The organism is Aeromonas oralensis, assembly GCF_049665575.1.
GTDB classification, from domain to species: domain Bacteria; phylum Pseudomonadota; class Gammaproteobacteria; order Enterobacterales; family Aeromonadaceae; genus Aeromonas; species Aeromonas hydrophila.
The window spans coordinates 4,260,887-4,285,497 of record NZ_CP187186.1 but is presented as its reverse complement, the minus strand read 5'-3'; the positions used below and the strand labels follow the sequence as shown (position 1 = coordinate 4,285,497).

The following is a 24,611-nucleotide window of genomic DNA, read 5'->3' as shown; positions in this document are numbered from 1 at the left end:
TGATTCACCGATGAAATCTGTTGGCCGCCCAGGTGAGCAGCAGGGTCAGCAGGAAGTAGCTCATCACCAGCGCACTGGTGAAGTGGCCCGAGGTGGCGCGCATGTTGTAGAGGTAGACCTGCAGGGTCTCGTAGCGGGTGCCCACCAGCATGTTGGCAAACACGAACTCGCCGAGCAGGAAGGAGAGCGACAGAAACAGCGCCGCCAGCAGCCCCTTGCGCAGACAGGGGATCACCACCAGCAGGAAGGCGCGGCGGCTGCTCGCCCCCAGCAGGTGGGCGGCATCCATCAGATCTTTCAGCGGCACCCCTTGCAGGCTGTTGGCCAACGCCCGGTACATGAAGGGGAGCACCACGGTGAACCAGGTGCCGATCAGGATCCACGGCGTGCCGATAATCGGCAGCACGCCATCGGCATAGATCTGCAACAGCCCCACCGAAGAGACCACTGGCGGCACCGCGAAGGGGAGCAGAATCAACAGGTTCATCCAGGGATCCAGCTTGGGGAAGTAGTAGGCCACCACCAGCACGGTCGGTACCAGCACCAGGGTCCCCAGCAGCAGGGTTGCGAAGCAGACCAGGAGGCTGCGGCCAAACGCCGCCAGAAAGCGCGGATCGCCCCACAGCTTGAGATACCAGTCGAGGGTGAAGCCATCTGGCAGCAGGGTCGCCCCCCAGCGGGTGGAGATGGAGTAGAGAAAGGTGGCCAGCAGCGGCAGCAGCAGGGTGGCGACCAGCCCACCCAGCACCCACTTTGGCCAGCGCGGCGTCAAATCATGCATGGGATTGCCCCTTGTTCACATAGCTCTTTTTCAGCAACCACTGGTTGGCGGCCGTCACCACTCCCAGCAGCACCATCAGGATCACCGCCAGCGCCGCCGCCATATTGGGCTCGAGGAAGATGTCGCCGGAGACCAGACTGGCCACCCGGATGGTCACCAGATTGAAGTTGCCGGTAGTGAGGGCGTAGGCAGAGGCATAGGCCCCCACCGCGTTGGCAAACAGGATGATCAGGGTGCCGAGCAGCGCAGGCGTCAACACCGGCAGCGCCACGTGCCACACATACTGCCCCTTGCTAGCTCCGAGCAGCGCGGCCGCTTGCGGCCACTCATCCTGCAGCGCATCGAAGGCCGGATAGAGCAGCAGCAGGGCGAGCGGGATCTGGAAGTAGGTGTAGATGAGAATAAGGCCCGACCCCGAATAGAGGTTGAAGCCGTCGATCAATCCCCAGGATTTCAGCAGCAGGGTCACTGCACCGTTGATGCCGAGAATGATGATGAAGGCGAATGCCAGCGGCACACCGCTGAAGTTGCCGGTCATGGTGACGAAGGCCAGCAGCACCCGCTTGACCCGCTCGCCGCTGTGGCGCAGCGCGGCTGCCCCGAGGGTGCCGATAGCCAGCCCCGCCAGACTGGCGATACCGGCGATGCGCAGCGAGTTGCCGAACGATTGCAGGTAGAAGGGGGAGCTCAAAATCTCCCGATAGTAGTCGAGGCCCCAGCCATCCGGGGTCTGGAAACTGCCCACCAGCACCCACACCATGGGGGCGAGCTGGAACAGGATCATCAAGAGGATAAAGGGCAGCATCACCAGCGCGGGCAGCCAGTGGCGGCGCACCTTCTGCTTGGTTGCCACGGGTTGATCCACCAGGATCTCGGTGGTTGCAGGCATCATCAGTGCACCTCACGCATAAAGGCCGCCTTGAGCAGCGGTGGCGCTGCCGGCTTGTCGTGGGAAATGCCCAGCAGATCCGCCATCAGGGCGCAGAGCTGGGTCTGGGCGATCACCACCCCATCCGGCCAGCGCTCGATAAAGGCATCGCCAAACAGCCAGAGCGGCACGGTGCGCTCTTCAGGCAGGGTGCCGCCATGGCTCAGGTCGTTGTTCATGCCGTGATCCGAGGTGACCACCACCTGATACCCCTCCGCCAGCCACTGGGGCAGCAGGTCGGCCAGCAGGCTGTCCATCCGGCGCGCCTGATTGCGGTACTGGCGGGAGTCGAAGCCAAACTTGTGGCCCGCATCGTCCACCCCCATCGGGTGGATCAGCAGAAAATCGGGGTCGTACTGGCTGCGCAGCCACTCGCCATCCATCAGCAGATGGCTGTCGGGGTAGTTGTCATCCCAGTAGAAGCAGCCGTGCTGGATCGGCAGCAGCTCATCGTGGGTAAAGCGATCGCGGGCCGCCAGCCAGGGGCTCTTGTTGTAGAGCTCGCTCACCCAATGGTAGGCCGCCGCTGCGGTGCGTTTACCCGCGGCGCGGGCCAGATGGAAGATGGAGTCATGCAGACTGAGGCGACTCACCCCGTTGTGGGTGATACCGCTCGCCACCGGCGGTAGGCCGGTCAGGATGCACTCGTAGAGAGGCCGGGAGAGGGATGGCAGGGCGCAGCTGAGGGTCGTATAGAGGCCGCGCTCCGCCTCCACCATGCCTGCGAGGTAGCCCATTCCATGGGCTACCCCGGCAGAGAGGCCATCCACAAGTACCACTATCACCTTGTGTTGCACTGGCCGCTCCTTACTGCATGTAGATCATGACGTTCTCTTGCCACTGACGCGGCAGGGCCTTGGAGCTCTGCTCCCAGGCGGCGTGATCCTGCACCGGCTTGGCCTTGGCATACTGCTCGGCCGGCAGCAGCTTGGCCTTCACGTCATCCGGCAGCGCAACGTTGCTGCGGATCGGGCGGGCATAGCCACGGGCCAGGTTGATCTGACCGGCGTCGGAGAGGATGTATTCCCGCGCCAGCTTGGCGGCGTTGGGGTTCTTGGCCCACTTGTTGATGATGGTGGTGTAACCGGCGATGACGGAGCCGTCGCTCGGGATCACCACTTCAAACTTCTTGGGGTCGATCTGGTCGCGGTAGTTGAGGGCGTTGAAGTCCCACAGCACCCCCACTTCCACCTCGCCCTTCTCGATGTTGGCGATGGTCGGGTCATTCAGCGACAGGCGACCCTGCTGGGCCAGCTTGCCGAACAACTCCAGCGCGGGCTTGAGATTCTTCTCGCTGCCACCGGTGGCATAGGCCGCCGCCAGCACGCCGTTGTTGGCTTGCGAGGCGACACCCACGTCACCCAGAGTCACCTTGTAGTTGCCACCCAGCAGGGATTGCCAGCTGGTGGGGGCGGCCTTGACCAGATCCTTGTTGATCAGGAAGGCGATAGTGCCGGTATAGGCCAGCATCCAGTGACCATCCGCATCCTTGGCCCAGTTGGGAATGTCAGCCCAGGTGGAGGGCTTGTAGGGTTGGGTGACCCCCTGCTTGACCGCAACCGGGCCGAAAGCGCCGCCCACGTCGCCGATGTCGGCGGTGGCGTTGGCCTTCTCGGCGGCGAACTTGGCGATCTCCTGCGCCGAGCTCATGTCGGTATCCTGATGCTTGATGCCGTAGATATTGCCCAGCTGCTGCCAGGTATCCTTCCAGTTGGCCCAGCTGTCGGGCATGCCGATACTGCTGAGCTGCCCTTCGCCGCGAGCAGCCTTCTCAAGATCTGCGATATTTTCGGCGGCAAACAGTGGCTGACTGATGGCCACCAGAGCCAGTGCACTTGCGATCACGCTTTTCATCATCCCATCCCTCTGGACTAGGTCAGTTAAGGTTCGAGAGGGATGCTAGAGGGGAAATATGACGGTCGCGGGGCGCTTTGATGGCAGTTTGATGACAATTTCCCTGTCATGTCGCTGTCATCCACTGCGGTTAAAACTCTGAACCCAAGTGAAGCTGGACTACTCCAGCAAGGGCTGAACCAACAAGGGCCAGGCCAGCCCGTACAGCCAGAATGAGCGACAGGGACATGAGCGTGATTGAACCGAGATTGAGCGAACGGCTAGCGGCAGAGGGCCGCGCCTCCAAGTGTGAACAGATTTGCCAAACCCTGCGCCGCTATATCGGCAGCGGCCAGCTGGCGGCGGGGCAGCAGTTGCCCGCCGAACGGGCCCTGAGCGAGCGTTTCTCTACCACCCGCATCACCATCAAGGAGGCGCTCTCCAGCCTCGAGGCGGATGGCCTTATCTACCGGGCCGAGCGGCGTGGCTGGTTCGTGGCCCCGCCCCGCCTCACCTACGATCCCGCCATCCACACCCACTTTCACCAGTGGATCGGCGAGCAGCAGCGCACCGCCGAAACCCGGGTGCTCGCCCACGGCAGCGAGCTCGCCAGCAGCGAGCTCTGCCGCTGGATGGGGCTGGAACCCTTCACCCCACTTTATGAAATCCGCCGCCAGCGGCTGATCGATGGCCGCCCGGTACTGCACGTCAGCCACCATCTGCTGGCCAGCCGCTTTCCCGATATCGCCAGCGCACCGCTGGCCAGCTCCCTCACCGAGCTCTATCAGCAGCGCTATGGCATAGGCCAGGGTGGGGCGAGTCTCGAGATCACCCCCTCGGCGGCGCGGGGGGCCATCGCCCGCGCCCTCAATCTGGCGGAGGGGAGCGCCGTGCTGCGGCTGGTGCGGGTCAACTACGACGAGCGGGGCGCTCTGGTGGATTGCGACATCGAGCACTGGCGGCCGGATGCAATTCGAATCTGCCTCGATACGCGAGCATTGCAGCCGCCTGCATTCGACAGGCCGGCGCAGATCCTGCTCGCGGATCAGGGGTGATCCAGCGCGCTCTGGCGGGCCATGCCTGCGTGAAAAGTAGGGGAGGCGGATCCCGCGGGATCCGCCGGGATCAGTTGTCGATATTGGGGATCAAGTCGTCGAAGCTCTGGTAGCCGCAGTCGGCCAGCTGCAGTGACATGGTGTAGGTCTTGCTGCCCTCCCGCTGGCCGATGGCGGGACGATTGAGCTTGAGCTCCTGGTGCCAGTACTCCTTCATCCGCTCGATCAGCGTCATCGCCTCGCTCTCGTCCAGGTGGAGCTGGCACAGGGCCATGTAGTTGTTGGACTTGTGCATGTTCTCCACCAGATAGTCCCCCAGCACGGACATGGCTTGGCGTGCCTGCTGGCGGGCGAAGCGGCTGTGCTGCTCGAAGCTGATCCGCTCGCTGATGAGGAAGTGGTAGCTGTTGTCGATGCCGAGCTGCAGGATGCCGAGTTTCTCCAGCTTGCGCAGATAGAGGTAGCAGGAGGCATCGGTCAGGCCGTACTCCCGCTTGAGATCGATTAACGTCTTGTCGCGCCAGAAGATGTTGGCGAGAAAGGCGTAGAGGCCGGGCTCCTTGTGGAATGCCTCGTCCTGCTCCTGGGTGAAGACGGCACGGCGGCTCTGGGCGTCCTGGGTGCGGTCCAGCAGCTCCTCGAACGACAGCCCCACCAGGTGGCAGATCTCCAGCAGGGTATCGAACGGCAGGGAGGGCTTGTTCATCATCCGTTTGACGGTGGCGATGGAGACCCCCATCGCCTCCGCCAGGGTCTGATAGCGGATCCCCTTGTCGGTCAGGGTCTTCTTCAGGGTGTCGAGAATATTGTTGGCCAGGGTCTGGCTGTAGGTCATGCAACTATTCCTTTATCTGCATTTTTATGTTGTGTCAGAAGTTGAGTTCTTTTGTCGTTGTGGGCTCAGATACTGACACTTTAAAAAACCAGAGGAAACAAACCCGACCTAATCGATTGAAATGGCCAGACCAGTCGTGCTCGAAGGTTGCAGATAGTGATACTCTGCGGTGCATATCCTTCAACCATTCAACATTTTGCTGGTGGCGCATAAAACATCGCGCATAATTCAACACGAATCGGATTCAAGACCTTCCTGGTTGAGAAATCGATTGTTTGCTTCCAATTTAAGGGTTTTTTAAACCGCAAGGTTTTTATTCTTTCCTGGCATTGAGCGGAACTCGCAAGAGGGCCGCTTTTTTCTTTTCTCCGAATTTGCGCCCGCCGTCAAGCGGCGGGGCACCGGCAGCCCACTGTCGCTGCTTGCCCCCTCCTTTCTGTTACCGCCCGTCTACTCTCCCTTGCAGGGAAACAGCTTGGGGATCTCCCGAATAAGCCAGCTCTTGGCCTTTCCCATGGTATCGCGCCGCCAAGCCAGCACGACCTGGATCTGGTGGCGATACTCGGGGCTGATCACCTTGAGCCGTCCGGCCCTGATGTCCTCTTCAATCCAGCTCAGCGGCATGGTGCCGACCCCGATCCCCGCCAGCAGGGCGTCGCGCTTCTCGCCCATGGTGCTGACAGTCAGGCGCGGCTGCTTGTCGAGCAGGCGATAGGTGAGCACCGGCTTGCGCAGCGCCGTATCGGCCACCGCAATGGCCCGGTAGCGGCGCAGGGTATCGTCCGCCAGGGGCTCGGGCTCTTGATGCAGGGGGTGATCCGGGTGGGCGACGTAGAGCATCACCTCCTCCTGCAGCGGCTGGTGCTTGATGCCGGTCATCATGATGTCGGGATTGAGGGAGGAGATGAGCAGGTCGGCCCGGCCATCCTCTAGACACTCCCAGCTGCCCGCCAGCACTTCGGCGCGAAACCTCAGCCGGGTATCGGTCAGTTCGGCCAGCCGCTCCACCAGCGGGTAGAGCGCCTGCAGCGGCACCAGGGCATCGACGGCGATGGTGATGTCGGTCTCCCAGCCGCGGGCCAGCGCCCGGGTTTCGCCCACCAGGTGCTCGGCCGCCTCCAGCAGTACCCGCCCGCGCTCCAGCAGCATGCGGCCCGCCGGGGTGAACTTGGTTCTGTGGCCGCTGCGGTCGAACAGCATGGCGTCCAGCTCGTCTTCCAGCTTCTGCACCGTGTAGCTCAGCGCCGAGGGCACCTTGCCCAGTTCGTCGGCCGCCGCCGCGAAGCTGCCACGGCGGTCGATGGCATCCAGCACCCGGATGGCTTCCAGGGTCAGCGCCCGTTCCTTGTTCAGTTCCTTGGCCATAAATTGCCTTCAATTTTTTTGAACATGTTTGCCAGTTTATCTCGCTAACAAGTTAGGCCAAGTGTCTTTAATATTCAATCAACGCTTAGGCAGGAACGCCAAGCAGCCAAATAAACGGGTAGTTCCAGACTGTGACTCCATCAATCAGGGAGTCTGACTTCGGTGAAAGAACAACACACTATTTGAATGACCTCTTGCATGGATGCATTGATTCTGGCCACAGCGGCCTTGGCAATGACATAAAACCAAGAGAGTGAATGAACATGAAAAACGTAATCAAGATGCTGGCCGTTGCAGGCCTGATGACCGCAGGTTTCGCCCAGGCTTCCGTTCCGGCTGACTTCAACGCCGCCCCGGGCGTGCTGTTTGTAAACTGGCACGCCACCGCCGCGGTGGAAGGCAAGGGCAACCCCATGCTGGAAGTGCGTGACGAGTCTGGCGACCTGGTTGCCTCCGTCCACGCCAACCTGATGGGCAGCCAGCAGGTACAGATCCCGAGCCGCACCCAGGGCAACCTGACCGTGAGCCTGGGTGAGCAGAGCAGCGACTACCGAATTCCGTTCGGCATCGGTAGCGGCAAGCAGCGTTAATCAACCGTATCGGTACGTGAGGAGCACACCATGATGAAATTGAGAGCCGCAGAAGCGCGCGGTAAGGCCAACTTCGGCTGGCTGGATGCGCGCCACAGCTTTTCCTTCGGGCACTACTACGACCCGGACTGGATGGGGCATTCAGTGCTGCGGGTCATCAATCAGGATCTGGTGGCGCCGGGTGGCGGTTTCGCGACCCACCCTCACGCCAACATGGAAATCCTGACCTGCGTGCTGCAAGGCACCATAGAGCACAAGGACAGCCTCGGCCATGCCGAGCAGATCCCGGCGGGGGATTTCCAGCTGATGAGCGCGGGGTCCGGCATCCGGCACAGCGAGTACAACCCCTCGCAGACCGAGCCGCTCTCCCTGCTGCAAATCTGGATCGAGCCGAACGAACACGGCACGACACCCGGTTATCAGCAGAAGAAGATTGAAGCCAATCCGGGCATGACGCTGGTGGCGTCACCGGACGGCGAAGCAGGATCCTTCAGGATCCGCCAGCAGGCCCGCGTCTGGCGGTTGCAGCTTGAACCGGGTGAGAGCCTCACCTGGGAGCTGGCCGGCCGACACGGCTACCTGCAGATGATTTCAGGGGAACTGACCGCCAACGGTCTGGCTGCCCGACCCGGCGACGGGGTTCTCAGTCGTGATGAGCCCAAATGGGATCTGGTGGCCGCGAGTGCCAGCCAAGCCCTGTTATTTGACCTACCCTGAAGCAGTCAGCGGTGATGTGACGCAAAACGAGGATATTGAAATGGACAAGATGAAAGATTTGGCACTGCTGGTGGGTCGCGTTCTGCTGGCTCTGATGTTTGTGATTGCGGGCTGGGGCAAGATCGGCGGTTACGCCGGTACCCAGGGGTATATGGAAGCCATGGGCGTACCCGGTTTCATCCTGCCGCTGGTGATCCTGCTGGAGCTGGGCGGTGGCCTCGCCATCATGCTGGGCCTGTTTACCCGCAGCCTCTCCGTGCTGATGGCCGGTTTCACCCTGATGGCCGCCTTTATTTTCCACTATCAGCCTGCCGACCAGATGCAGATGCTGATGTTCATGAAGAACGTCTCCGTGGCCGGTGGTTTCCTGGCCCTGGCTGCGGCCGGTGCAGGGGCCTTCAGCCTGGATGCCCGCTTCGGCAAGAACTGGTAAACCCCGCAGGTTCGAGTTTTCCAACGCCTTTTGGCCGGTGCAACTGCACCGGCTTTTTTATGTTCGTCACATTTGCCTGCGCTAGATGACGGCGACGTGATCGGCGACAACAAGCGCCTTTTGCATCTTCCCCCCCGATCCCCGACAATCCCGATACCTGTGAAGTGACGGGGATCCTTGAGGTTTTCCCGCGCTGACCCCTCTTTTGCTCTGGCGGGAATTGCCCATGTTTACCCTCTACCACTCCAATCTGCCGGATCTGCTCAAAGAGCTGCTGGTGAGCCGCATCCGGCAGGCCCCCCTCGCTCACCCCTTCGAGCGCGAGCAAATTCTGGTGCAGAGCCCGGGCATGGCCCAGTGGCTCAAGCTGGAGCTGGCCAAAGCCTTCGGCATTGCCGCCAATATCGACTTTCCGCTGCCCGCCAGCTTTATCTGGGAGATGTTTACCCAGGTGCTGGCGGACGTACCGCGCCAGAGCCCCTACAACAAGGGCTCCATGAGCTGGCAGCTGATGACCATTCTGCCCGCCCTGCTCGATCGCCCGGCCTTTGCGCCACTGGCCGCCTATCTGGGCGGGGAGGACGCGGATCCTGCCAAGGATCCCGAGCAGGTGCGGCTGTGGCAGCTCTGCCAGAAGGTAGCGGATCTGTTCGACCAGTATCTGGTCTACCGGCCGGACTGGATCGCCCGCTGGGAACAGGGGGAGGGGTTGAGCCAGGAGCTGGCCGGAGTGAGCGGTCAGGATTGGCAGCCGGAGCTGTGGCGCGAGCTGGTGGCCCGCACGTTGGCGCTCTCTCCAAGCGGCTACCACCGTGCCAACCTCTACGAGGAGTTCATCCACGAGCTGCAGCGTACCGCCACGCTGCCGGGCAAGCTGCCGCAACGGGTGTTTGTGTTCGGCATCTCGGCGCTGCCGCCGCGCTATGTGGAGGCGCTGCTGGCCCTCGGCAGCCGGCCGGAGGTGGAGGTGCACCTGTTCGTCACCAACCCCTGCCGCTACTACTGGGGTGATCTGCTGGACAGGAAAACCTTGGCGCGGTTGGAGAACAAGCTCAAGCCCGGCACCGACATCGAGACCCTGCAGGGCCCCGCCAACCCGCTGCTCGCCTCCATGGGCAAGCTGGGGCGAGACTACCTGCATCAGCTGATGGAGCTGGAGGTGCCGCAAATCGAGGCCTTCGTCGATATCGAGGAGATGGATGGCAAGGGCAATATCAAGCTGCTGCACGCCATCCAGAAGGATGTGCTGGAGCTGGCAGAACGGGGCGCCGGTCAGTTCGATCTCGACAGCAGCCATCACAAGAGCCCCATCGATCCGGCGGATGGATCCCTGCAGATCCACGCCTGTCATGGCCCGATGCGCGAACTCGAGGTGCTGCACGACCGGCTGCTGGCGCTGTTCGAGCAGGACCCCTCCCTCACCCCGAAAGACGTGGTGGTGATGATGCCGGACGTGAACAGCTACGGCCCCTACATTCAGGCGGTGTTCGGCGCGCGGGGCCAGATCCCCTTCGCGGTCTCGGATCGGGCGGCCAGTCAGGAGAGCCCGCTGCTGCAGAGCTTCCTAGCCCTGCTCAGGCTGCCCAACGCCCGCTTCGGAGCGGGCGAGCTGCTCGCCATTCTCGAGGTACCCGCAGTGCTGCGCCGTTTCGAGCTGGATGACGAGGAGTTCAACCAGCTGCGGGTCTGGGTGCAGGAGACCGGCATCCGCTGGGGGCTGGATGACGGCTACCCAGAGCGCTTCGATCTGCCACGCCTCTCTGGCAACAGCTGGCTGTTTGGCCTGCGCCGCATGCTGCTCGGCTTTGCCATGGGCGACGGCGAGCCGGTGGCCGGCATTTTGCCTTACGCCGATATCGAGGGTCAGCAGGGGTTGGCGCTCGGCAAGCTCGCCTGGTTTGTCGACTCGCTGGCCGAATTCTTGCCCCGCCTGCAACAGGCGCAGCCGCTGGGGGAGTGGGTTGCCTGCCTCAACGCGCTGCTGGAGCGCTTCTATCTGGCCGACGAGGATGAAGAGCGCCAGCTGCAGCTGATCCGCAGCCAGCTGGCCGACTGGTTTGCCCAGCTTGGCGAAGCCCGCTTCGAGCAGCCCATCAGTGCCGATTTGCTGCAGGATTACCTCGGCAGCGTGCTGGGGGAGTCCCGCTCCAGCCAGCGCTTCCTCGCCGGTCAGGTCAACTTCTGCACCCTGATGCCGATGCGCTCCATCCCCTTCAAGCAGGTCTGCCTGCTCGGCATGAACGACGGCGTCTACCCGCGCACCCTGCCACCCATGGGGTTTGACCTGATGGCGGTGGCGGGCCGGCGGGGGGATCGTTCCCGTCGCGATGACGACCGCTACCTGTTCCTCGAGGCGCTGCTCAGCGCCCAGCAGGGGCTCTATATCAGCTATCAGGGTTTCAGCGCCCAGGACAACAGCGACAAGGTGCCCTCTGTGCTGCTGGCCGAACTCATCGACTATGTGCGGCAGGGCTTCGTGCTGGCGGGGGATGAGAAGCTCGATGACGAGAGCTCCGGCAAGCGACTGCTGGCGCACCTGATCACCCAGCATCCGCTCACCCCTTACAGCCACGCCTACTTCTATCCAGCGGCAGGCTCCGGCCTCTTTACCTATGCCGCCGACTGGCTGCCGGCCCTCCATCCGCAGCGCGGCGCGGCCAACTTCCAGAGCGGCGAGCTGCCCTTACCTCCCGAATGGGGCAAGGAGCAGGGACTGGAGCTGGCGGAGCTGCTGCGCTTCTATCGCCAGCCCGCCCGCTACTTCCTCAACCGCCGTCTCAAGGTGTGGTTCGAGCTGAACGAAGCCAACATCGAGGAGAGCGAACCGTTCGAGCTGGACGGTCTGCAACATTATCAGCTGAAAGATCTGCTGCTCGATGCTCACCTGGCAGAGGGGGACAGCGCCATGCGGCGCGAGCGGCTGCAGCTCACCGGCCTGCTGCCGCAAAGGTGGTTCGGCAGCCTGCTGCTGGAGGATCTGGACGAGCAGATGGGCAAGCTGGCGGATCGGCTGCGGCCCTGGGTGGCGGCCAATGAGGCAGAGAAACAGGCGGTGGAGATTGATATCGCGCTGGCTCAGGGTCAGCTGCAAGGGTGGATCGACACCCAGAAGGGGCGCTTGCTGGTGATCAAGCCCGGCAGCTTCAACGGCAAGGATCTGCTGCTGGGCTGGATCCAGCACCTCTGCCTCGCCCTGAGCGATGCCCCCGGCGACACCCTGCTGTTTGATGCCAAGCAGAGTCTGCGGCTGGCCAGGCTCCCGGCCCGACGAGGCGCGGCCCAAGCTGGCGGCGCTGGTGGCGCTCTGGATGCAGGGGATGAAGCGGCCGCTGCCCTTCTTCCCGAGCACCGCCTGGGACTGGCTCAAGGCGATCGAGAAGGATCCGGAGAAACCGGAGGCGGCCGACAAGGCGGCTCTCACCCGCTTCAACGGCGGCTACATGGCCAAGGGGGAGGGGGAAGACGCCTATGTCGCCCGCTGTTTCCCGGAACTCGACGAGGCCGTGCTGGCCCAGTTGCAGGCGCTGGCCCGTGAACACCTGACCCCGCTGCTCAAGAGCCTGGAGGAGTTGCAATAATGACCAACCCGCTCAATACCCTGCGTTTTCCCCTTTATGGAGAGCGGCTGATCGAAGCCTCCGCCGGCACCGGCAAGACCTACACCATCGCCGGTCTCTACCTGCGCCTGCTGCTGGGCCACGGCCCGCTCATTGAAGAAGGCGCCGATGCCGGTCAACCCAGCGCCCACGAGCGGCCGCTCTCGGTGACCGAGATCCTGGTGGTGACCTTTACCGAGGCGGCCACCGCCGAGCTGCGCGGACGGATCCGCGGCCGCATTCACGAGGCGCGGCTCGCCTTTATGCGCGGCCATAGCAATGATGCCCTGCTGGCCCAGTTGCTGGCCGAGGTGGAGGATCACGAGCTGGCGGCCCGCCGCCTGCTGGCTGCCGAGCGGCAGATGGATGAGGCGGCGGTCTTTACCATCCACGGCTTCTGCCAGCGGATGCTGAAACAGAACGCCTTCGAGTCGGGCGCTCTCTTTGAAACCGAATTTCTCACCGACGACAGCCAGCTCAGGCTGCAGGCGGTGAGCGACTACTGGCGATCCGAGTTCTATCCGGTCGACAAGCCCCTCGCCAGCGCCGTGCGTGCGCTCTGGCCGAGCCCCGCCGCCCTGCTGCGGGAGATGGGCAGCTGGCTCGACAACTGCGAGCTGGAGATGCGCCCGCCGGCGGGGGACGAGACCCTCGCGGCGCGGCACAGCGTTGCCATGGCCCGCATTGAGGCGGTGAAGCGCGAGTGGCTGGCGCAGACGGACGAGATCCGCCGCCAGACCGATGGGCAAATAAGCCGCTACACCGGCAAGAACTACGAAGGCTGGCTGGCCAAGATAGCCGACTGGGCGCAGGACGAGCACAGCGGTTACACCATCCCCAAGGAGCTGGAGCGCTTCGGCCAGGCGGTGCTGGAGGAGAACCTCAAGAAGGGGGCGCGGTGCCGACCCTGCCGCTCTTTAGCCAGATCGACCAGCTGCTGGCGAGCCGCCCCGGCATTCGGGATCTGATCCTGCAACGGGCGGCGGTGGTGGTGCGCAGCCGGATGCAGGCCAGCAAGCGCCAGGCTCATCAGCTCTCGTTCGATGACCTGCTCAAAGACCTCGACGGTGCACTCGGCTCCGGCCTTGGCGAGCGGCTGTGCGAGCGCATTCGCGCCACCTACCGGGTGGCGATGATCGATGAATTTCAGGATACCGACCCCCAGCAGTACCGCATCTTCCACCGGCTTTACGGCGGTCACACAGACACGGCGCTGTTGATGATCGGTGACCCCAAGCAGGCCATCTACGGCTTTCGCGGCGCCGACATCTTTACCTACATTCAGGCGCGGCGAAATGTGAGCGCCCACTACACCCTCGGGCGTAACTGGCGCTCCAGCCGCGCGCTGGTGGCGGCGGTCAACGGCCTGTTCGAGCGGGCGAAAGATCCCTTTATCTACGAGGCGGATATCCCCTTCCTGCCGGTGGAGGCGCAGGGCAAGAGCAAGGCGCTGCTGCTGGATGGCGAAGCCGCCCCCGTGCTCCACTGCTGGCAGCTCACCGGCCAACCCACCTTCAACAAGGGGGATTACCAGAGCCGGATGGCCCGCGCCACGGCGGTGGAGATCCACCGCCTGCTGACCCTGGCCCGGGCGGGCAAGGCGCAGATCGGCGAGCTGCCGGTGAAAGCGGGGGATATCGCCGTGCTGGTGCGCACCGGCGCCGAGGGCAAGCTGGTGCAGCAGGAGCTGGCACGGCTCGCCATCGCCTCCGTCTATCTATCGAACCGCGAGAGTGTGCTGGCGCAGGTGGAGGCGCGGGAGATTTTGTTGATTCTGCACGCCTGCCAGAACCCGGGGGAGGAGCGCAGCCTGCGGGCGGCGCTCGCCACCGGGCTGTTCGATCTGGACGCCAAGGCGCTCGACGAGCTCGCCAGTGACGAGCGGGCGTGGGAGAGCGCGGTGCAGGAGTTTATGGAGTACCGCAAGATCTGGCACCGCCGTGGCGTGCTGGCCATGCTGCGCGCCCTGCTGCACCGGCGCAATCTTGCCTCGTCCCTGCTGGCGAGCCCGAACGGCGAGCGGCGGCTGACCAACTTCCTCCACCTCGGCGAGCTGCTGCAACAGGTGAGCTGCGAGCTGGATGGTGAATATGCCCTGCTGCGCTGGCTGGGGGAGGCGGCGAGTCGCCCCGACGGCCAGGATGCGGAGCAGGTACTGCGGCTCGAATCCGAGCGCAAGCTGGTGCAGATCGTCACCATCCACAAATCCAAGGGGCTGGAGTATCCGCTGGTGTTCCTGCCCTTCATCTGCAGCCACCGCGCTGCCGATACCCCGCTGTTCCACGAAGCGGACGGCGCAGGCAATCGCACCATTCTCGATCTCACCGGTGCCGAAGAGTCCCTGGCCGAGGCCGACCGCGAGCGCCTTGCCGAAGATTTGCGGCTGCTCTACGTGGCGCTGACCCGGGGCGTCTACGCCACTTGGCTGGGGTTGGCGCCGGTGCGCGCGGGGGCGGGCAAGTCGGAGAAGACCGACCTGCACCAGACCGCCATCGGCTACCTGCTGCAAAAGGGTGAAGAGGGGGATGCACAGACGCTGGCGACCGCCCTGACCGAGCTGGCGCAGGCGCTGCCCGGGGTGGCTGTCGGTGAGCCCTCGCTCACCCGTCCGGCCCCGCTGCCGCCAGAGGAGGAGCAGTTGGGCGAGCCGCAGGTGCGCCACTTTAGCGGCTCTCTTGAGCGGGACTGGTGGATCAGCTCCTACTCCGGGCTGGCGGCGCAGGGTCATGGCCACAGCAAGGGGGTGCTGGCCAACCCCGGCTTCGATGACGAGGTGGTGACCGAGACGGCTGCATTGGCTGCCGACCTGTCTACAGCACAACAGGAAGAGGCGCCCCCGCCCTCCATCTTTACTTTCCCGAAAGGGGCGCGCCCCGGCACCCTGCTGCACAGTCTGTTCGAGACCATCGACTTTCAAAGCGCCAGCGGCGAGCCGCTGGCAGAGCATATCGCCAGTCTGTTGCTGCAAGACGGCTTCGACGAGAGCTGGGCCCAAGTGCTGCAACAGCAGGTGGAGGCGGTGCTCGATACTCCGCTGGAGACAGGCTTTGGCGAGCCGGTGCGGCTGCGGGATCTGGCCCCCGAGCGCAAGCAGGTGGAGCTGGAATTCTTCCTGCCCATGGGGCGGGTGACGGCACCGGCACTCACCGCGCTCTGCCAGCAGCACGACCCGCTGTCACGCGGCAACAAGCCGCTCAGCTTTGCCACCGTGCAGGGGATGCTCAAGGGCTTTATCGACCTGGTGTTCGAGTGGCAGGGGCGCTGGTATCTGCTCGACTACAAATCGAACCACCTCGGCATGAGCCCCGCCGATTACAGCCGTCCGGCGCTGGAGCGGGCGATGGCGGAGCACCGCTACGACCTGCAATACCAGCTCTACTCGCTGGCGCTGCACCGGCTGCTCACCCTGCGCCTGCCGGGCTACGACTTCGAGCAGCACTTTGGCGGCGTTTTCTATCTGTTCCTGCGCGGCATGCCGCAGGGGGGCATTTTCCATACCCGCCCCAGCCGTGAGCTGGTGCTGGGGCTGGATCGGTTGTTTAGCGAGGGGGCGGCGCCCGCCCTCGCCGGGGTATCGGATAACGGGGTAGAAGCATGAACGGCACCATGATGATTGAACGGCTCAAGGCCCTGGCGCTGGCTGGCCGTATCCGCCAGCTGGATCTGCAATTTGCCAGGCTGGTGGCCGACCTGGGCGGCAGCCCCGAGCTGGTGCTGGGGGCGGCGCTCGCCTGCTTTGAGCTGGGCCGCGGCCATGTCTGTCTGCCGCTGGCGATGCTCGCTCAGGGCGGTGACGGGCAGGGATCCTCGCGCCCCTTCGGGCTGGATCCGGATCAGAGCCGGGATCTGCTGGCCGATCTGGCGGATCCTGCCCGCTGGCCCGCTCTGTTTGCGGCCAGTCCCCTGGTTGGCACCGAGCAGGATGAGGGGCTCGCCCCGCGCTGGCCGCTGCGGCTGTGGCACGGGCGGCTCTACCTCACCCGTTACCACGATTTTGAACTGGGGGTGGCCCGCCATCTGCGCGCCTTGAGTGAACGAGCCGAATGGCCGGAGATTGCTCCCGCCCTGTCGCGGCTGTTTGCCCGCGATTACGGCCTCGTGTTCGCGGCGCTGCTCAAAGCCCGCCTCGCCCCCGACTTCTCGGCCCGCCACTTTATCGAAAAGTATCTGGATCTGGTGTTCCCCAATGAAGTGGATTGGCTCGCCATCGAAGGGCTGCTGGCCAGCGCCCAGGCGGCGAGCGACTTGAGTAAACTGGATGCGCTGGTGCCCGAGGCGCTCTGCTGCAACGGCCAGAAGCTGGCGGCGGCCACCGCGGCGGCGCGCCCCTTTGCGGTGATCTCCGGTGGCCCCGGCACCGGCAAGACCACCACGGTGGCCAAACTGCTCGCCATTCTGGTGGAGACCGGCCTGCAAGCGGGCAAGGCGCCGGCGATCCGGCTGGTGGCCCCCACCGGCAAGGCGGCGGCGCGCCTGACCGAGAGTATCGGCTCTGCCCTGCAGGCCCTCGATCTGCCCCCCGAGTGGGTGGAGGCGATCCCCACCGAGGCGGGCACTCTGCACCGGCTGCTCGGGGTCATTCCGGGGCGCAGCCAGTTCCGCCACCATGCGGGCAACCCGCTGCACCTTGACTTGCTGGTGGTGGATGAGGCCTCCATGGTCGACCTGCCGATGATGGCGCGCCTGCTCGATGCGTTGCCAAGTCACGCCCGCCTGATCCTGCTCGGCGACAAGGATCAGCTCGCCTCGGTGGAGGCGGGGGCCGTGCTCGGCGATATCTGCAGCTTTATCGAACAGGGCATCAGCCCGGCGCAGGCGGATTGGCTCTCCCGCCAGACCGGCTACCGCTTGCAGGGCACGCCCGCGGGGGCACCGGTGCGCGACAGCCTCTGTTTGCTGGCCAAGAGCTGGCGTTTTGATCAGCACTCCGGCATCGGCCAGCTGGCGCGCGCTTGCAACAGCGGCGATGCCACGGCGGTGGAGGCGGTCTGGGGCATGGGCTTTGCCGATATCAGCCTGCACCCCTGGGCGGGGGAGGCCTACGATGCCCTGATTGCCCAGGGGGTAGCCGGTTACGGCAGCTATCTGAAGGCGGCCCGCGCAGGGGAAGCCCCCGCCGCCGTATTCAAGGCATTCAACAGCTTCCAGATCCTCTGTGCCCTGCGCGATGGCCCGTTCGGCGTGCTGGGGCTAAACGAGCGGCTCGAACTGGCCCTGTCACGGGCTGGGCTGATTGCCCGCGATGGCGACTGGTATGCCGGCCGCCCGGTGATGGTGGTGCGCAACGATCACGGCGTCGGCCTCTACAACGGCGATATGGGGCTCTGCCTGCCCGATGAAACTGGGCGGCTCAAGGTATGGTTCGAGCAGCCGGATGGCACATTGCGCGCCCTGTTGCCCAGTCGGCTGCCGCCCCACGAAACCGTCTACGCCATGACCATCCACAAATCCCAGGGTTCCGAGTTTGCCCATACCGTGCTGGTGCTGCCCGACAGCCCCAGCCCGCTTTTGACTCGCGAGCTGGTCTATACCGGCATCACCCGCGCCAAGGCGCGGCTCGATCTCTACGGCGATCGCGCCCTGCTGGCCCAAGCGGTGCGGAAAAAGACCGAGCGTTATTCCGGATTGGCGGAGAGGTTGTTAAATTGAGCATGAAATATATATTTTCGAGAGAGTGGAAGCTGATAGAAAAAGCGATGGCGGATGAATGCTGCCTCGAATTCCCTCGTTTGTTAAAAAATACGTTGGTTGTGGGAGAGGACCATCGTTTTTGGAACCACTCTGGAGTGGATTATTTTTCTTTATTAAGAGCCATTGTTAAAACCGGTGCCTTTAAAAACAGAGAAGGTGGTTCTACAATTGCGATGCAATTAGTTAGAGTTATTACATCTAACTATCAAGTAACATTAAAGAGAAAAGTGATTGAGATTTTTCTAGCAAAGAAAATTACACGCATCTACGGCAGAGAAAAAATATTGAGTAAATATCTTCAATTGGCTTATTTCGGTTGGGACATGCATGGTGCTATTGATGCATCTATCAAGCTAAAGATAAACATTAGAAACTTGAGCCTTGTTGATGCAGCTGATTTGATTGCCAGATTGAAATATCCTCAGCCTAGATTCCATAACCAAATCCAAGATGCAAAGATAAAACGAAGATCTGTTCATATTGTGGGAAAATTCATTAACAGGCACGGTGTTTAAATGGAACCATTTAAAAATCCATCAACATTAAGAAATATCGTTGGCACATATCCTGATGCAGCACATATAGCTGATGCTGTTATGTCTGGAGGTCAGTTTGCTAAACAAGCGATCGCTACTCAGTGGCTTTCTGAGGGGGTTCCTTATGCGTTTAAAGATGCTCCCTTGATATATGAGTCTGTGAGATCATGGTTGAGTATTCGACTAAATGTTGAACCAAAGAGCATTAATATTACTGGTAGTGGCAGGTTAGGGCAGTCGCTATCACCAAAGCAACTAGGTAAGAAATTTGGCTCTCATTCTGACCTAGACTTTTTCATAGTCAGTGAAAGTCTTTTCTCAAGAGTTAGAGAGGATTTTAATCAATGGTATGCTGACTATTATAGTGGAGTTGTAAAGCCTAGAAATGAACGTGAAGCTTCATTTTGGAAAGAAAATGCAGTTAGGGGAGAGCGAAGTATTGGCCGAGGATTTATTGATGCCAATATTATACCCAATTTAGCCCCATACTCGCAGACTAAAAAAATATCACAAACAATGTGGTTGTTATCAGAAAGATTAAAGGTGACGTCTGGTGCTCCAGAGGTAAAAGATATGAGCATTCGATGCTATAAAACTTGGGATGATTTTATAACTCAAACATTTTTAAATGTTGAATATTCACTACCCCAGGTGAAATAATAAAATCTCGTATGTTGGGCTTCGCAGGCTCAGCACCAACCTACTGCTTGTGTAGGTTGTGGCTGAGCGTAGCGAAGCCCAACGTTTACCGCGTAATCTCTTTTTTCTTCCCCCTCACCCCCAACCCTTCTCCTCTTTTTTTAATAAATGGGAGAAGGGAGCAATGCCGTTACCGCTGTCCGATTACGCTTCGCTAATCGAACCTACATGGCCGATGGATTGCGGTTAGCCAAATCGGTGTGGTGAGCGATCATATCCCCGATGCGGTTTTATCCCCTCTCCCTTTGGGAGAGGGCAGGGTGAGGGGATCATTCAGGTATTAGATGGTCAGCTCCAGCCGATTGCCTTCCGGGTCGAGGAAGGTGCTCTCGTAATAGCCGTCGCCGGTCCAGCGGGGGCCGTCCAGGTGTTTGACCTCGGCGCCCTTGAGCAGTTTGAGGCGGGCGGTCATCTTGTCCACCTCCTCCACGCTGCCGAGGGAGAAGGCGAGATGGGCCAGCCCCTGCAACGGGTGTGGCAGACTGAGATCCGCCGGAAACAGGATGGGGGTGTGCATCAGCTCCAGGCTGGCGCCCCCTTCGAAGCGCACGAAGTAAGAGCTGAATTGTTTGCTTGGATTGTGGTAGCGCTCATTGGCCTGCCCGCCAAACAGGGTGCAGTAGAATGTTGTGAGCGCCTCCAGATCCTGCGCCCAGATGGCGACATGATGGATATGCATGGCTGGTCTCCTGTGACTCGATGCCCTTGATGCTATGCTGGGGCCTAATCCTTCGACATGGCTGAACCCGTCCTGATGATGTCTGAAACTGCCAACACCGAACTTGTCGATGTCTCCCCCGACTGCCGCGAGCAGATCTGCTGTGACAGCTTGCTGCCGGCCCTTGCGCAGGAGCAGGTGTGGCTGGCGGGCTATTCCCGCCTCAAGACCCGCTACCGCATCGCGCGCCGCTTTGCCGATATGCACTGTTTTCTGCTGACTCTGGGGGGAGAGGGGGAGGTGTTGGTGGGCGATCGCCGCGAGCGGTTGCAGGTGGGCGAGTGGGCGCTGATCCCGGCCGGGGAGCCGCTCTGCTACCAGCTTGGTGAGCAGGTTAATGAGCCGTTGGATCAGCCGTTGAGTGAGACGGACGAGTGGGCGCTGGTGTGGCTGCTGCTGCGCAAGGATTCCCCCTGGGATGCCTTCGCCAGCCACCCCCGGCTTGGCTGCACCTCCCAGCAGGCCACCGTGCTGCGCACGATCGAGAACCTCTATGCGGAGCAGGAGCGCCATCAGGACCCGCTGCTCAGCGCCCTGCTGGTAGAGCAGCTTGGCTTTTACCTGCGCCGTCTGTTGCAAAAAGGGGAGGGGCAGCGGCGTGGCGAGCGGCTGGCGCTGCGCCTCGAACTGCTGCTCAAAGAGGCGCTGACCGAGTCGTGGGACATAGCGCGCATGGCCGGTGCCCTGCACCTCTCCGAGCGCCAGCTCTACCGGCTCTGCCAGCAGCACTTCGCGCTGGCGCCCATGGCGCTGCTGCAACGGCTGCGGCTGCAACGGGCGGCGCTCTTGCTGGCCAGCCGGGCCGACTCGGTGAAGCTGCTGGCCGAGCAGTGCGGCTTCAAGAACGAGTACCACTTCTCCACTGCCTTCAAACGTCAGCACGGCCTGGCGCCCAGCCACTATCGCAGCCTGCATCATCCCGCCTTTAAAACCGGACAAGGGTGAAATATTGAGCCACACTGGTTGCTACTGTTATTCAGACGAACCCGATTGCGGCCGATAACCGGAACAAGCGGGGCGGTTTTCATCGATCAACGGATAGCGGGCTGTGCAGCCGTCTGCCGCTGTCATTTCTCAACATCAGACTGGAATGCCCCGTACCCTGCGGGGCGGCAAGACAAGGATGGTCTCCATGCTGCAGGACAGCGATACGATCAGGATCTCGGACGTCAGCGAGGCCGTGATACACGGTATTCTGGCGGTGGTGAGCGACGGGATCTGGGACTGGAATGCCAATACCGGCTTCGTCTATCGCAACCCGGGCTGGTATCAGATGCTGGGTTACGAGCCCCATACGCTGGGCAACAACGTCTTCACCTGGGAGAGCGTGATCCACCCCGACGACATGGATCGGGTGATGACCAGCTTCGATGCCTATCTGAGCGGCGCCGCTCCTGACTACCGGGTCGAGTATCGCTGCCGCAGGCAGGATGGTGATTACCTCTGGATCGAGGATTATGGCCGCATCATCGCCCGCAACCCGGATGGGTCGGTGGCCCGGATGATCGGCGCCCACCGCAACATCCATGCCCAGAAGCTGCTGCTGGAGCAGCTGGAGCGGCGCAATCATACCCTGGAGCAGCAGATTGCCGAGCGCACCGCCGAACTGGTGCGGCTCAACGAGGCGTTGCAGCAGAAGGCGGAGGAGAACCGCCAGCTGGCGGAGACCGATACCCTGACCGGTGCCGCCAGTCGCTACCGGCTGGAGCGGGCTATTCGCCAGGAGTGTCAGCGGGCCAAGCGCTTCCAACAGCCCTTCTGCGTCATCGCCATGGACGTGGATGACTTCAAGCTGATCAACGACAACCACGGTCACCATGCCGGAGATCAGACCCTGATCAACATAGTGGCGCTGGTGCGCAGCCACATCCGTGAAATAGATCTGATTGCCCGCTGGGGCGGTGACGAGTTCATGGTGGTGCTGCCCAATACCGGCCGGGCCGATGGCCGGCTGGTCGCCGACAAGCTGCGGGAGCTGCTGGTGCAGTCGCGGGTCTGCCAGCACTTCGACATCACCATGAGCTTCGGGCTGGCCGAGTACCAGCCGGACGAGCCCATGAGTCAGCTGATGGTGCGGGTGGATCGTGCCCTCTATCAGGCCAAGCTGACAGGCAAGAACCAGATCTGCGAGTAGTCCGTCCATAGCCGGCGTCGGCCCGTCCGGTGAGCTCGCCGCCATGTCGGATTATTCTGGTTATCCCCCCCGAATGCGTCTTGACCGCACCCTCATCTTGACTCCGTACGAGTACGCTGGTCTGATGCGCGCTCTTTAATCCCCCGCGAGAGATGAAATGATGAAAAAGAGCATCCTGGTTGCCCTGACTGCACTGCCCCTGATGGCCAACGCCGGTCTGATGGATTCCCTGACCGACACAGTGACCAGCAGCGTGACCAGCACTGCCAAAGAGATGGCCGGCACCGCCATGGACAGCGCCTCCAATGAAGCGATCAAGAAGGCGCTGGACATCAAGGAAGGCGGCTCCAACAAGCAGGCCATCAAGGACAAGCTGGGCGCACCGGCCAGCACCAAGACCGAAGCCGGTCTGGAAGTGTGGACCTATGACCTGGGCGCTCTGAACAAGGTATCTCCCATGCTGGCAGAGACCTCCAAGACCCTGTTCAAGGATGCCGAAGCCGCTCAGAAGAACGTGCTTATCAAGTTCGAAGGCGAGACCGTCAAGACCCTGAACCTGGTCGACAAGACCAAGGCTTGAGTCTGAAAGACGTGCATGAAAAAAAGGGCCCACGGGCCCCTTTTTGCTGCTTGTCGAATTACTGATGCGCTTCGGCGAACTGCTTCATCGCTTCGGCGTGCTTGGTCATGCCGTCGGCGCGCAGGCTCAGGTTTTTCACGAATTCAGCCTTCTTGGCCGGGTCTTCGATCTTGTCGTAGCGCTGCTGCAGGTGAGTCTGGATCTGCTCCGGCGTCATGTTCTGCATGCGGGCCATCTTGTCGTGGCGGCCGCCATGGTGCTTGCCGCCCATCATGCCGCTGCCATCCATCGGGCAGTCGGTCATCATGCCGGGCTGGGCGGTGGTGACGGCTTCGCTGGCGGCATAGGCGCCGAGCGGCAGGCCAAGGATCAGGGTGGCGGTCAGCAGAGTCTTGGACAGGTTTTTCATGGTCTATCTCCTTGCGGATTGAGTTCGGGGTCGGCTTGCTCGCCTTGACCTCAAGTAAACACCAGACTGGTGTCTGAACTTTGCCAGTTGAAGCCTATTTTGTAGCAGAGTGTGACACGGTGACGCTGTACAGGGCTTGACCGGACGCATGCCGGACGGGAAATAAAAATACCCCGTCAGCGTCGCCCGCTGGCGGGGTATTTTTAGGCTGTGGCCGGCTTAGCGTTGGCGACCGCTGCCGACGCTGTAGGGCATGCGATAGCTGCTGCTCTCGCCGTCCAGGCTGAGGGTCAGGTCACCCTGGGCCCGCATCGGCAAACGCACCTGCTGCATCCCCTGCAACGTGGCAGGCACCCGCTTGAGCACGTCGCCGGTGGCGTTGCGGATCACCAGGGTGGGGTGTGCCTCATTGCTGCTGACGGCATCGTGCCAGTTGACGAACAGCAGGCTGGGGGCGGCACTGACGTCGGCGGGGAGGGCTGCCTGGGCCAGGCCGGTGTGGGCCAGACCGGCCAGCATTAACAGAGTCAGGCTCTTGTTGATCATGATATTGGTCTCCTTGGTATGACTCGCCGCAAGATGGCGGCAGAAAGGTCAGGGTGCGCAGCGCCGCCTGGCAGCCGCACATCATGACGAAGGGGGTTCGGTCGCTCCCTTGGCGTCGCCGCGGCCGGGGGCCCTGTCGGCGGGGGATGTCTGCTTGTTGTCCGGTGGGCTCGCCGGTTGGGGTGAGCTGCCGCTCGCCTTTCTGGCAAGGGCTTCGCTGGCGGCAAAGGCCAGCAGCAAGGGGGTGGTGAGGGCCAGCATGGCCTGTCTACTCCTGCAACCGATTGGATGGCCACAGTAAACAGCCGGCTTGTGTCTCAACTTTGCCGAACGGGCGCTTTTTTGTAGCAGAGTGTGGCATCTTGCTGATCTGGCACACTTTGACACAAACCGCCCGGCAGATTTTCGTATACTCGTGCCAGCTCTAACAGGAGAGGCCTCATGAACCAAAGCAGCACCCACATTCTGGTGGTCGACGATCACAGCGAGATCCGCGATCTGCTGAAGCGTTTTCTGGAACAGCACGGCCTGCGGGTCAGTTGTGCCCGGGATGGCAAGGAGATGAAGCGGCTGCTGGAGGAGCGGGAGTTCGATCTGCTGGTGCTGGATCTGATGATGCCGGGGGAAGACGGCCTGACCCTTTGCCGCGAGCTGCGGGCCAAGTCAAGCCTGCCCATCATCATGCTCACCGCCATGGGGGAGGAGACCGACCGCATCATAGGGCTGGAGATGGGGGCCGATGACTACCTCGCCAAGCCGTTCAATCCGCGCGAGCTGCTGGCCCGCATCAAGGCGGTGATGCGCCGCACCCAGGTCGAGCCGCAGCCGGCGGCGGAGACGCTGACCCGGGATCTGCGCTTCGATCGCTGGCTGCTCGACATCAACCGGCGCGAGCTGGTGGATGAGGAAGGGGTGGGCTTGAGCCTCTCCACCGCCGAGTTCGACCTGCTGCGGGTCTTTCTGGAGCGGCCGCAGCGGGTGCTGAGCCGGGATCAACTGCTGGATCTGGCCCGTGGCCGCGAGGCGGTGGCGTTCGACCGGGCCATCGACACCCTGGTGAGCCGGCTGCGGCGCAAGCTGGAGCGGGATCCCAAGAACCCGGAGCTGATCAAGACCATCTGGGGCGGTGGTTACCTGTTCGCCGCCGATGTGACCCAGGTATAAG

21 protein-coding genes and 2 pseudogenes are annotated in these 24,611 nt (G+C 62.3%); 13 read left to right on the top strand and 10 right to left on the bottom strand.

Annotated features, from left to right (window positions below):
* Positions 1-4 precede the first annotated feature (4 nt).
* The 4 genes from ACPDZI_RS20100 to ACPDZI_RS20085 are packed head-to-tail and all read right to left on the bottom strand — an operon-like array spanning position 5 to position 3,563.
* A complete protein-coding gene (locus ACPDZI_RS20100; protein ID WP_042648076.1) occupies positions 5-781 on the bottom strand; it encodes an ABC transporter permease in 777 nt (258 codons plus the stop codon).
* Positions 774-1,673: an ABC transporter permease gene (locus ACPDZI_RS20095; protein WP_438833678.1), complete on the bottom strand. Its 900-nt coding sequence runs from the start codon at positions 1,671-1,673 to the stop codon at positions 774-776. Before ACPDZI_RS20095 ends, ACPDZI_RS20100 begins: the two co-directional genes overlap by 8 nt.
* Positions 1,673-2,506, bottom strand: coding sequence for an alkaline phosphatase family protein (locus ACPDZI_RS20090; protein WP_438833677.1), 834 nt, complete (start codon positions 2,504-2,506; stop codon positions 1,673-1,675). The genes ACPDZI_RS20095 and ACPDZI_RS20090 overlap by 1 nt, the downstream gene beginning before the upstream one ends.
* Positions 2,507-2,516: 10 nt before the next feature.
* A complete protein-coding gene (locus ACPDZI_RS20085) occupies positions 2,517-3,563 on the bottom strand; it encodes an ABC transporter substrate-binding protein (protein ID WP_033115526.1) in 1,047 nt (348 codons plus the stop codon).
* 227 nt (positions 3,564-3,790) lie between these two features.
* Between ACPDZI_RS20085 and ACPDZI_RS20080 the strand changes: the two genes are divergently transcribed.
* Entirely contained in the window at positions 3,791-4,597 is an 807-nt protein-coding gene (locus ACPDZI_RS20080) for a UTRA domain-containing protein (RefSeq protein WP_438833676.1), read from the top strand.
* Positions 4,598-4,667: 70 nt separating this feature from the next.
* On the opposite strand, the gene ACPDZI_RS20075 is transcribed toward ACPDZI_RS20080, so the two are convergent.
* Both ACPDZI_RS20075 and ACPDZI_RS20070 read right to left on the bottom strand, forming a co-directional pair.
* Positions 4,668-5,432, bottom strand: coding sequence for a helix-turn-helix domain-containing protein (locus ACPDZI_RS20075; protein WP_158196518.1), 765 nt, complete (start codon positions 5,430-5,432; stop codon positions 4,668-4,670).
* 450 nt (positions 5,433-5,882) lie between these two features.
* Complete coding sequence (locus ACPDZI_RS20070; RefSeq protein ID WP_016352233.1) at positions 5,883-6,797, bottom strand: LysR family transcriptional regulator; 915 nt, start codon at positions 6,795-6,797, stop codon at positions 5,883-5,885.
* Between the two features lie 257 nt (positions 6,798-7,054).
* Between ACPDZI_RS20070 and ACPDZI_RS20065 the strand changes: the two genes are divergently transcribed.
* From ACPDZI_RS20065 to ACPDZI_RS20030, 8 genes and pseudogenes are all read left to right on the top strand, one after another.
* Positions 7,055-7,387: a hypothetical protein gene (locus ACPDZI_RS20065; protein WP_378008847.1), complete on the top strand. Its 333-nt coding sequence runs from the start codon at positions 7,055-7,057 to the stop codon at positions 7,385-7,387.
* Positions 7,388-7,417: 30 nt separating this feature from the next.
* Positions 7,418-8,104 carry a pirin family protein gene (locus tag ACPDZI_RS20060; protein WP_016352232.1) on the top strand — a complete coding sequence of 229 codons (687 nt, stop codon included), beginning with the start codon at positions 7,418-7,420 and terminating at the stop codon, positions 8,102-8,104.
* 40 nt (positions 8,105-8,144) lie between these two features.
* Positions 8,145-8,537 (top strand): DoxX family protein, encoded by a 393-nt coding sequence (locus ACPDZI_RS20055; protein WP_016352231.1) that lies wholly within the window; start codon positions 8,145-8,147, stop codon positions 8,535-8,537.
* A 226-nt stretch (positions 8,538-8,763) separates the two neighbouring features.
* Positions 8,764-12,115 (top strand): annotated as a pseudogene (recC, locus tag ACPDZI_RS20050) (exodeoxyribonuclease V subunit gamma).
* A pseudogene (recB, locus tag ACPDZI_RS20045) lies at positions 12,115-15,731 on the top strand (exodeoxyribonuclease V subunit beta). The pseudogenes recC and recB overlap by 1 nt, the downstream one beginning before the upstream one ends.
* Entirely contained in the window at positions 15,728-17,782 is a 2,055-nt protein-coding gene (gene recD / locus ACPDZI_RS20040) for an exodeoxyribonuclease V subunit alpha (RefSeq protein ID WP_438833675.1), read from the top strand. Before recB ends, recD begins: the two are co-directional and overlap by 4 nt.
* Positions 17,783-17,784: 2 nt before the next feature.
* Entirely contained in the window at positions 17,785-18,339 is a 555-nt protein-coding gene (locus ACPDZI_RS20035; RefSeq protein WP_438833674.1) for a biosynthetic peptidoglycan transglycosylase, read from the top strand.
* On the top strand, positions 18,340-19,020 hold the full coding sequence (locus ACPDZI_RS20030) for a hypothetical protein (protein ID WP_227263234.1): 681 nt from the start codon (positions 18,340-18,342) through the stop codon (positions 19,018-19,020).
* A gap of 319 nt (positions 19,021-19,339) precedes the next feature.
* Here ACPDZI_RS20030 and ACPDZI_RS20025 read toward each other — a convergent pair whose 3' ends face one another.
* A complete protein-coding gene (locus tag ACPDZI_RS20025; protein ID WP_146061146.1) occupies positions 19,340-19,738 on the bottom strand; it encodes a VOC family protein in 399 nt (132 codons plus the stop codon).
* A gap of 75 nt (positions 19,739-19,813) precedes the next feature.
* Here ACPDZI_RS20025 and ACPDZI_RS20020 point away from each other — a divergent pair, with 75 nt between their 5' ends.
* From ACPDZI_RS20020 to ACPDZI_RS20010, 3 genes are all read left to right on the top strand, one after another.
* Positions 19,814-20,722, top strand: coding sequence for an AraC family transcriptional regulator (locus ACPDZI_RS20020; protein ID WP_438833673.1), 909 nt, complete (start codon positions 19,814-19,816; stop codon positions 20,720-20,722).
* A gap of 187 nt (positions 20,723-20,909) precedes the next feature.
* Entirely contained in the window at positions 20,910-21,911 is a 1,002-nt protein-coding gene (locus ACPDZI_RS20015; protein ID WP_438834599.1) for a sensor domain-containing diguanylate cyclase, read from the top strand.
* Between the two features lie 160 nt (positions 21,912-22,071).
* The gene (locus tag ACPDZI_RS20010; RefSeq protein ID WP_016352223.1) at positions 22,072-22,491 is read left to right on the top strand and encodes a hypothetical protein; all 420 of its coding nucleotides are present in this window, start codon (positions 22,072-22,074) and stop codon (positions 22,489-22,491) included.
* A 58-nt stretch (positions 22,492-22,549) separates the two neighbouring features.
* Here ACPDZI_RS20010 and ACPDZI_RS20005 read toward each other — a convergent pair whose 3' ends face one another.
* The 3 genes from ACPDZI_RS20005 to ACPDZI_RS19995 all read right to left on the bottom strand — a co-directional run bounded on the left by ACPDZI_RS20005 (position 22,550) and on the right by ACPDZI_RS19995 (position 23,707).
* Positions 22,550-22,900, bottom strand: coding sequence for a hypothetical protein (locus ACPDZI_RS20005; protein ID WP_438833672.1), 351 nt, complete (start codon positions 22,898-22,900; stop codon positions 22,550-22,552).
* 219 nt (positions 22,901-23,119) lie between these two features.
* Positions 23,120-23,446 (bottom strand): hypothetical protein, encoded by a 327-nt coding sequence (locus ACPDZI_RS20000; protein ID WP_438833671.1) that lies wholly within the window; start codon positions 23,444-23,446, stop codon positions 23,120-23,122.
* Between the two features lie 81 nt (positions 23,447-23,527).
* On the bottom strand, positions 23,528-23,707 hold the full coding sequence (locus ACPDZI_RS19995; protein WP_438833670.1) for a hypothetical protein: 180 nt from the start codon (positions 23,705-23,707) through the stop codon (positions 23,528-23,530).
* Positions 23,708-23,887: 180 nt separating this feature from the next.
* Here ACPDZI_RS19995 and ACPDZI_RS19990 point away from each other — a divergent pair, with 180 nt between their 5' ends.
* A complete protein-coding gene (locus ACPDZI_RS19990) occupies positions 23,888-24,610 on the top strand; it encodes a response regulator (protein WP_011707648.1) in 723 nt (240 codons plus the stop codon).
* Position 24,611: the final 1 nt, after the last annotated feature.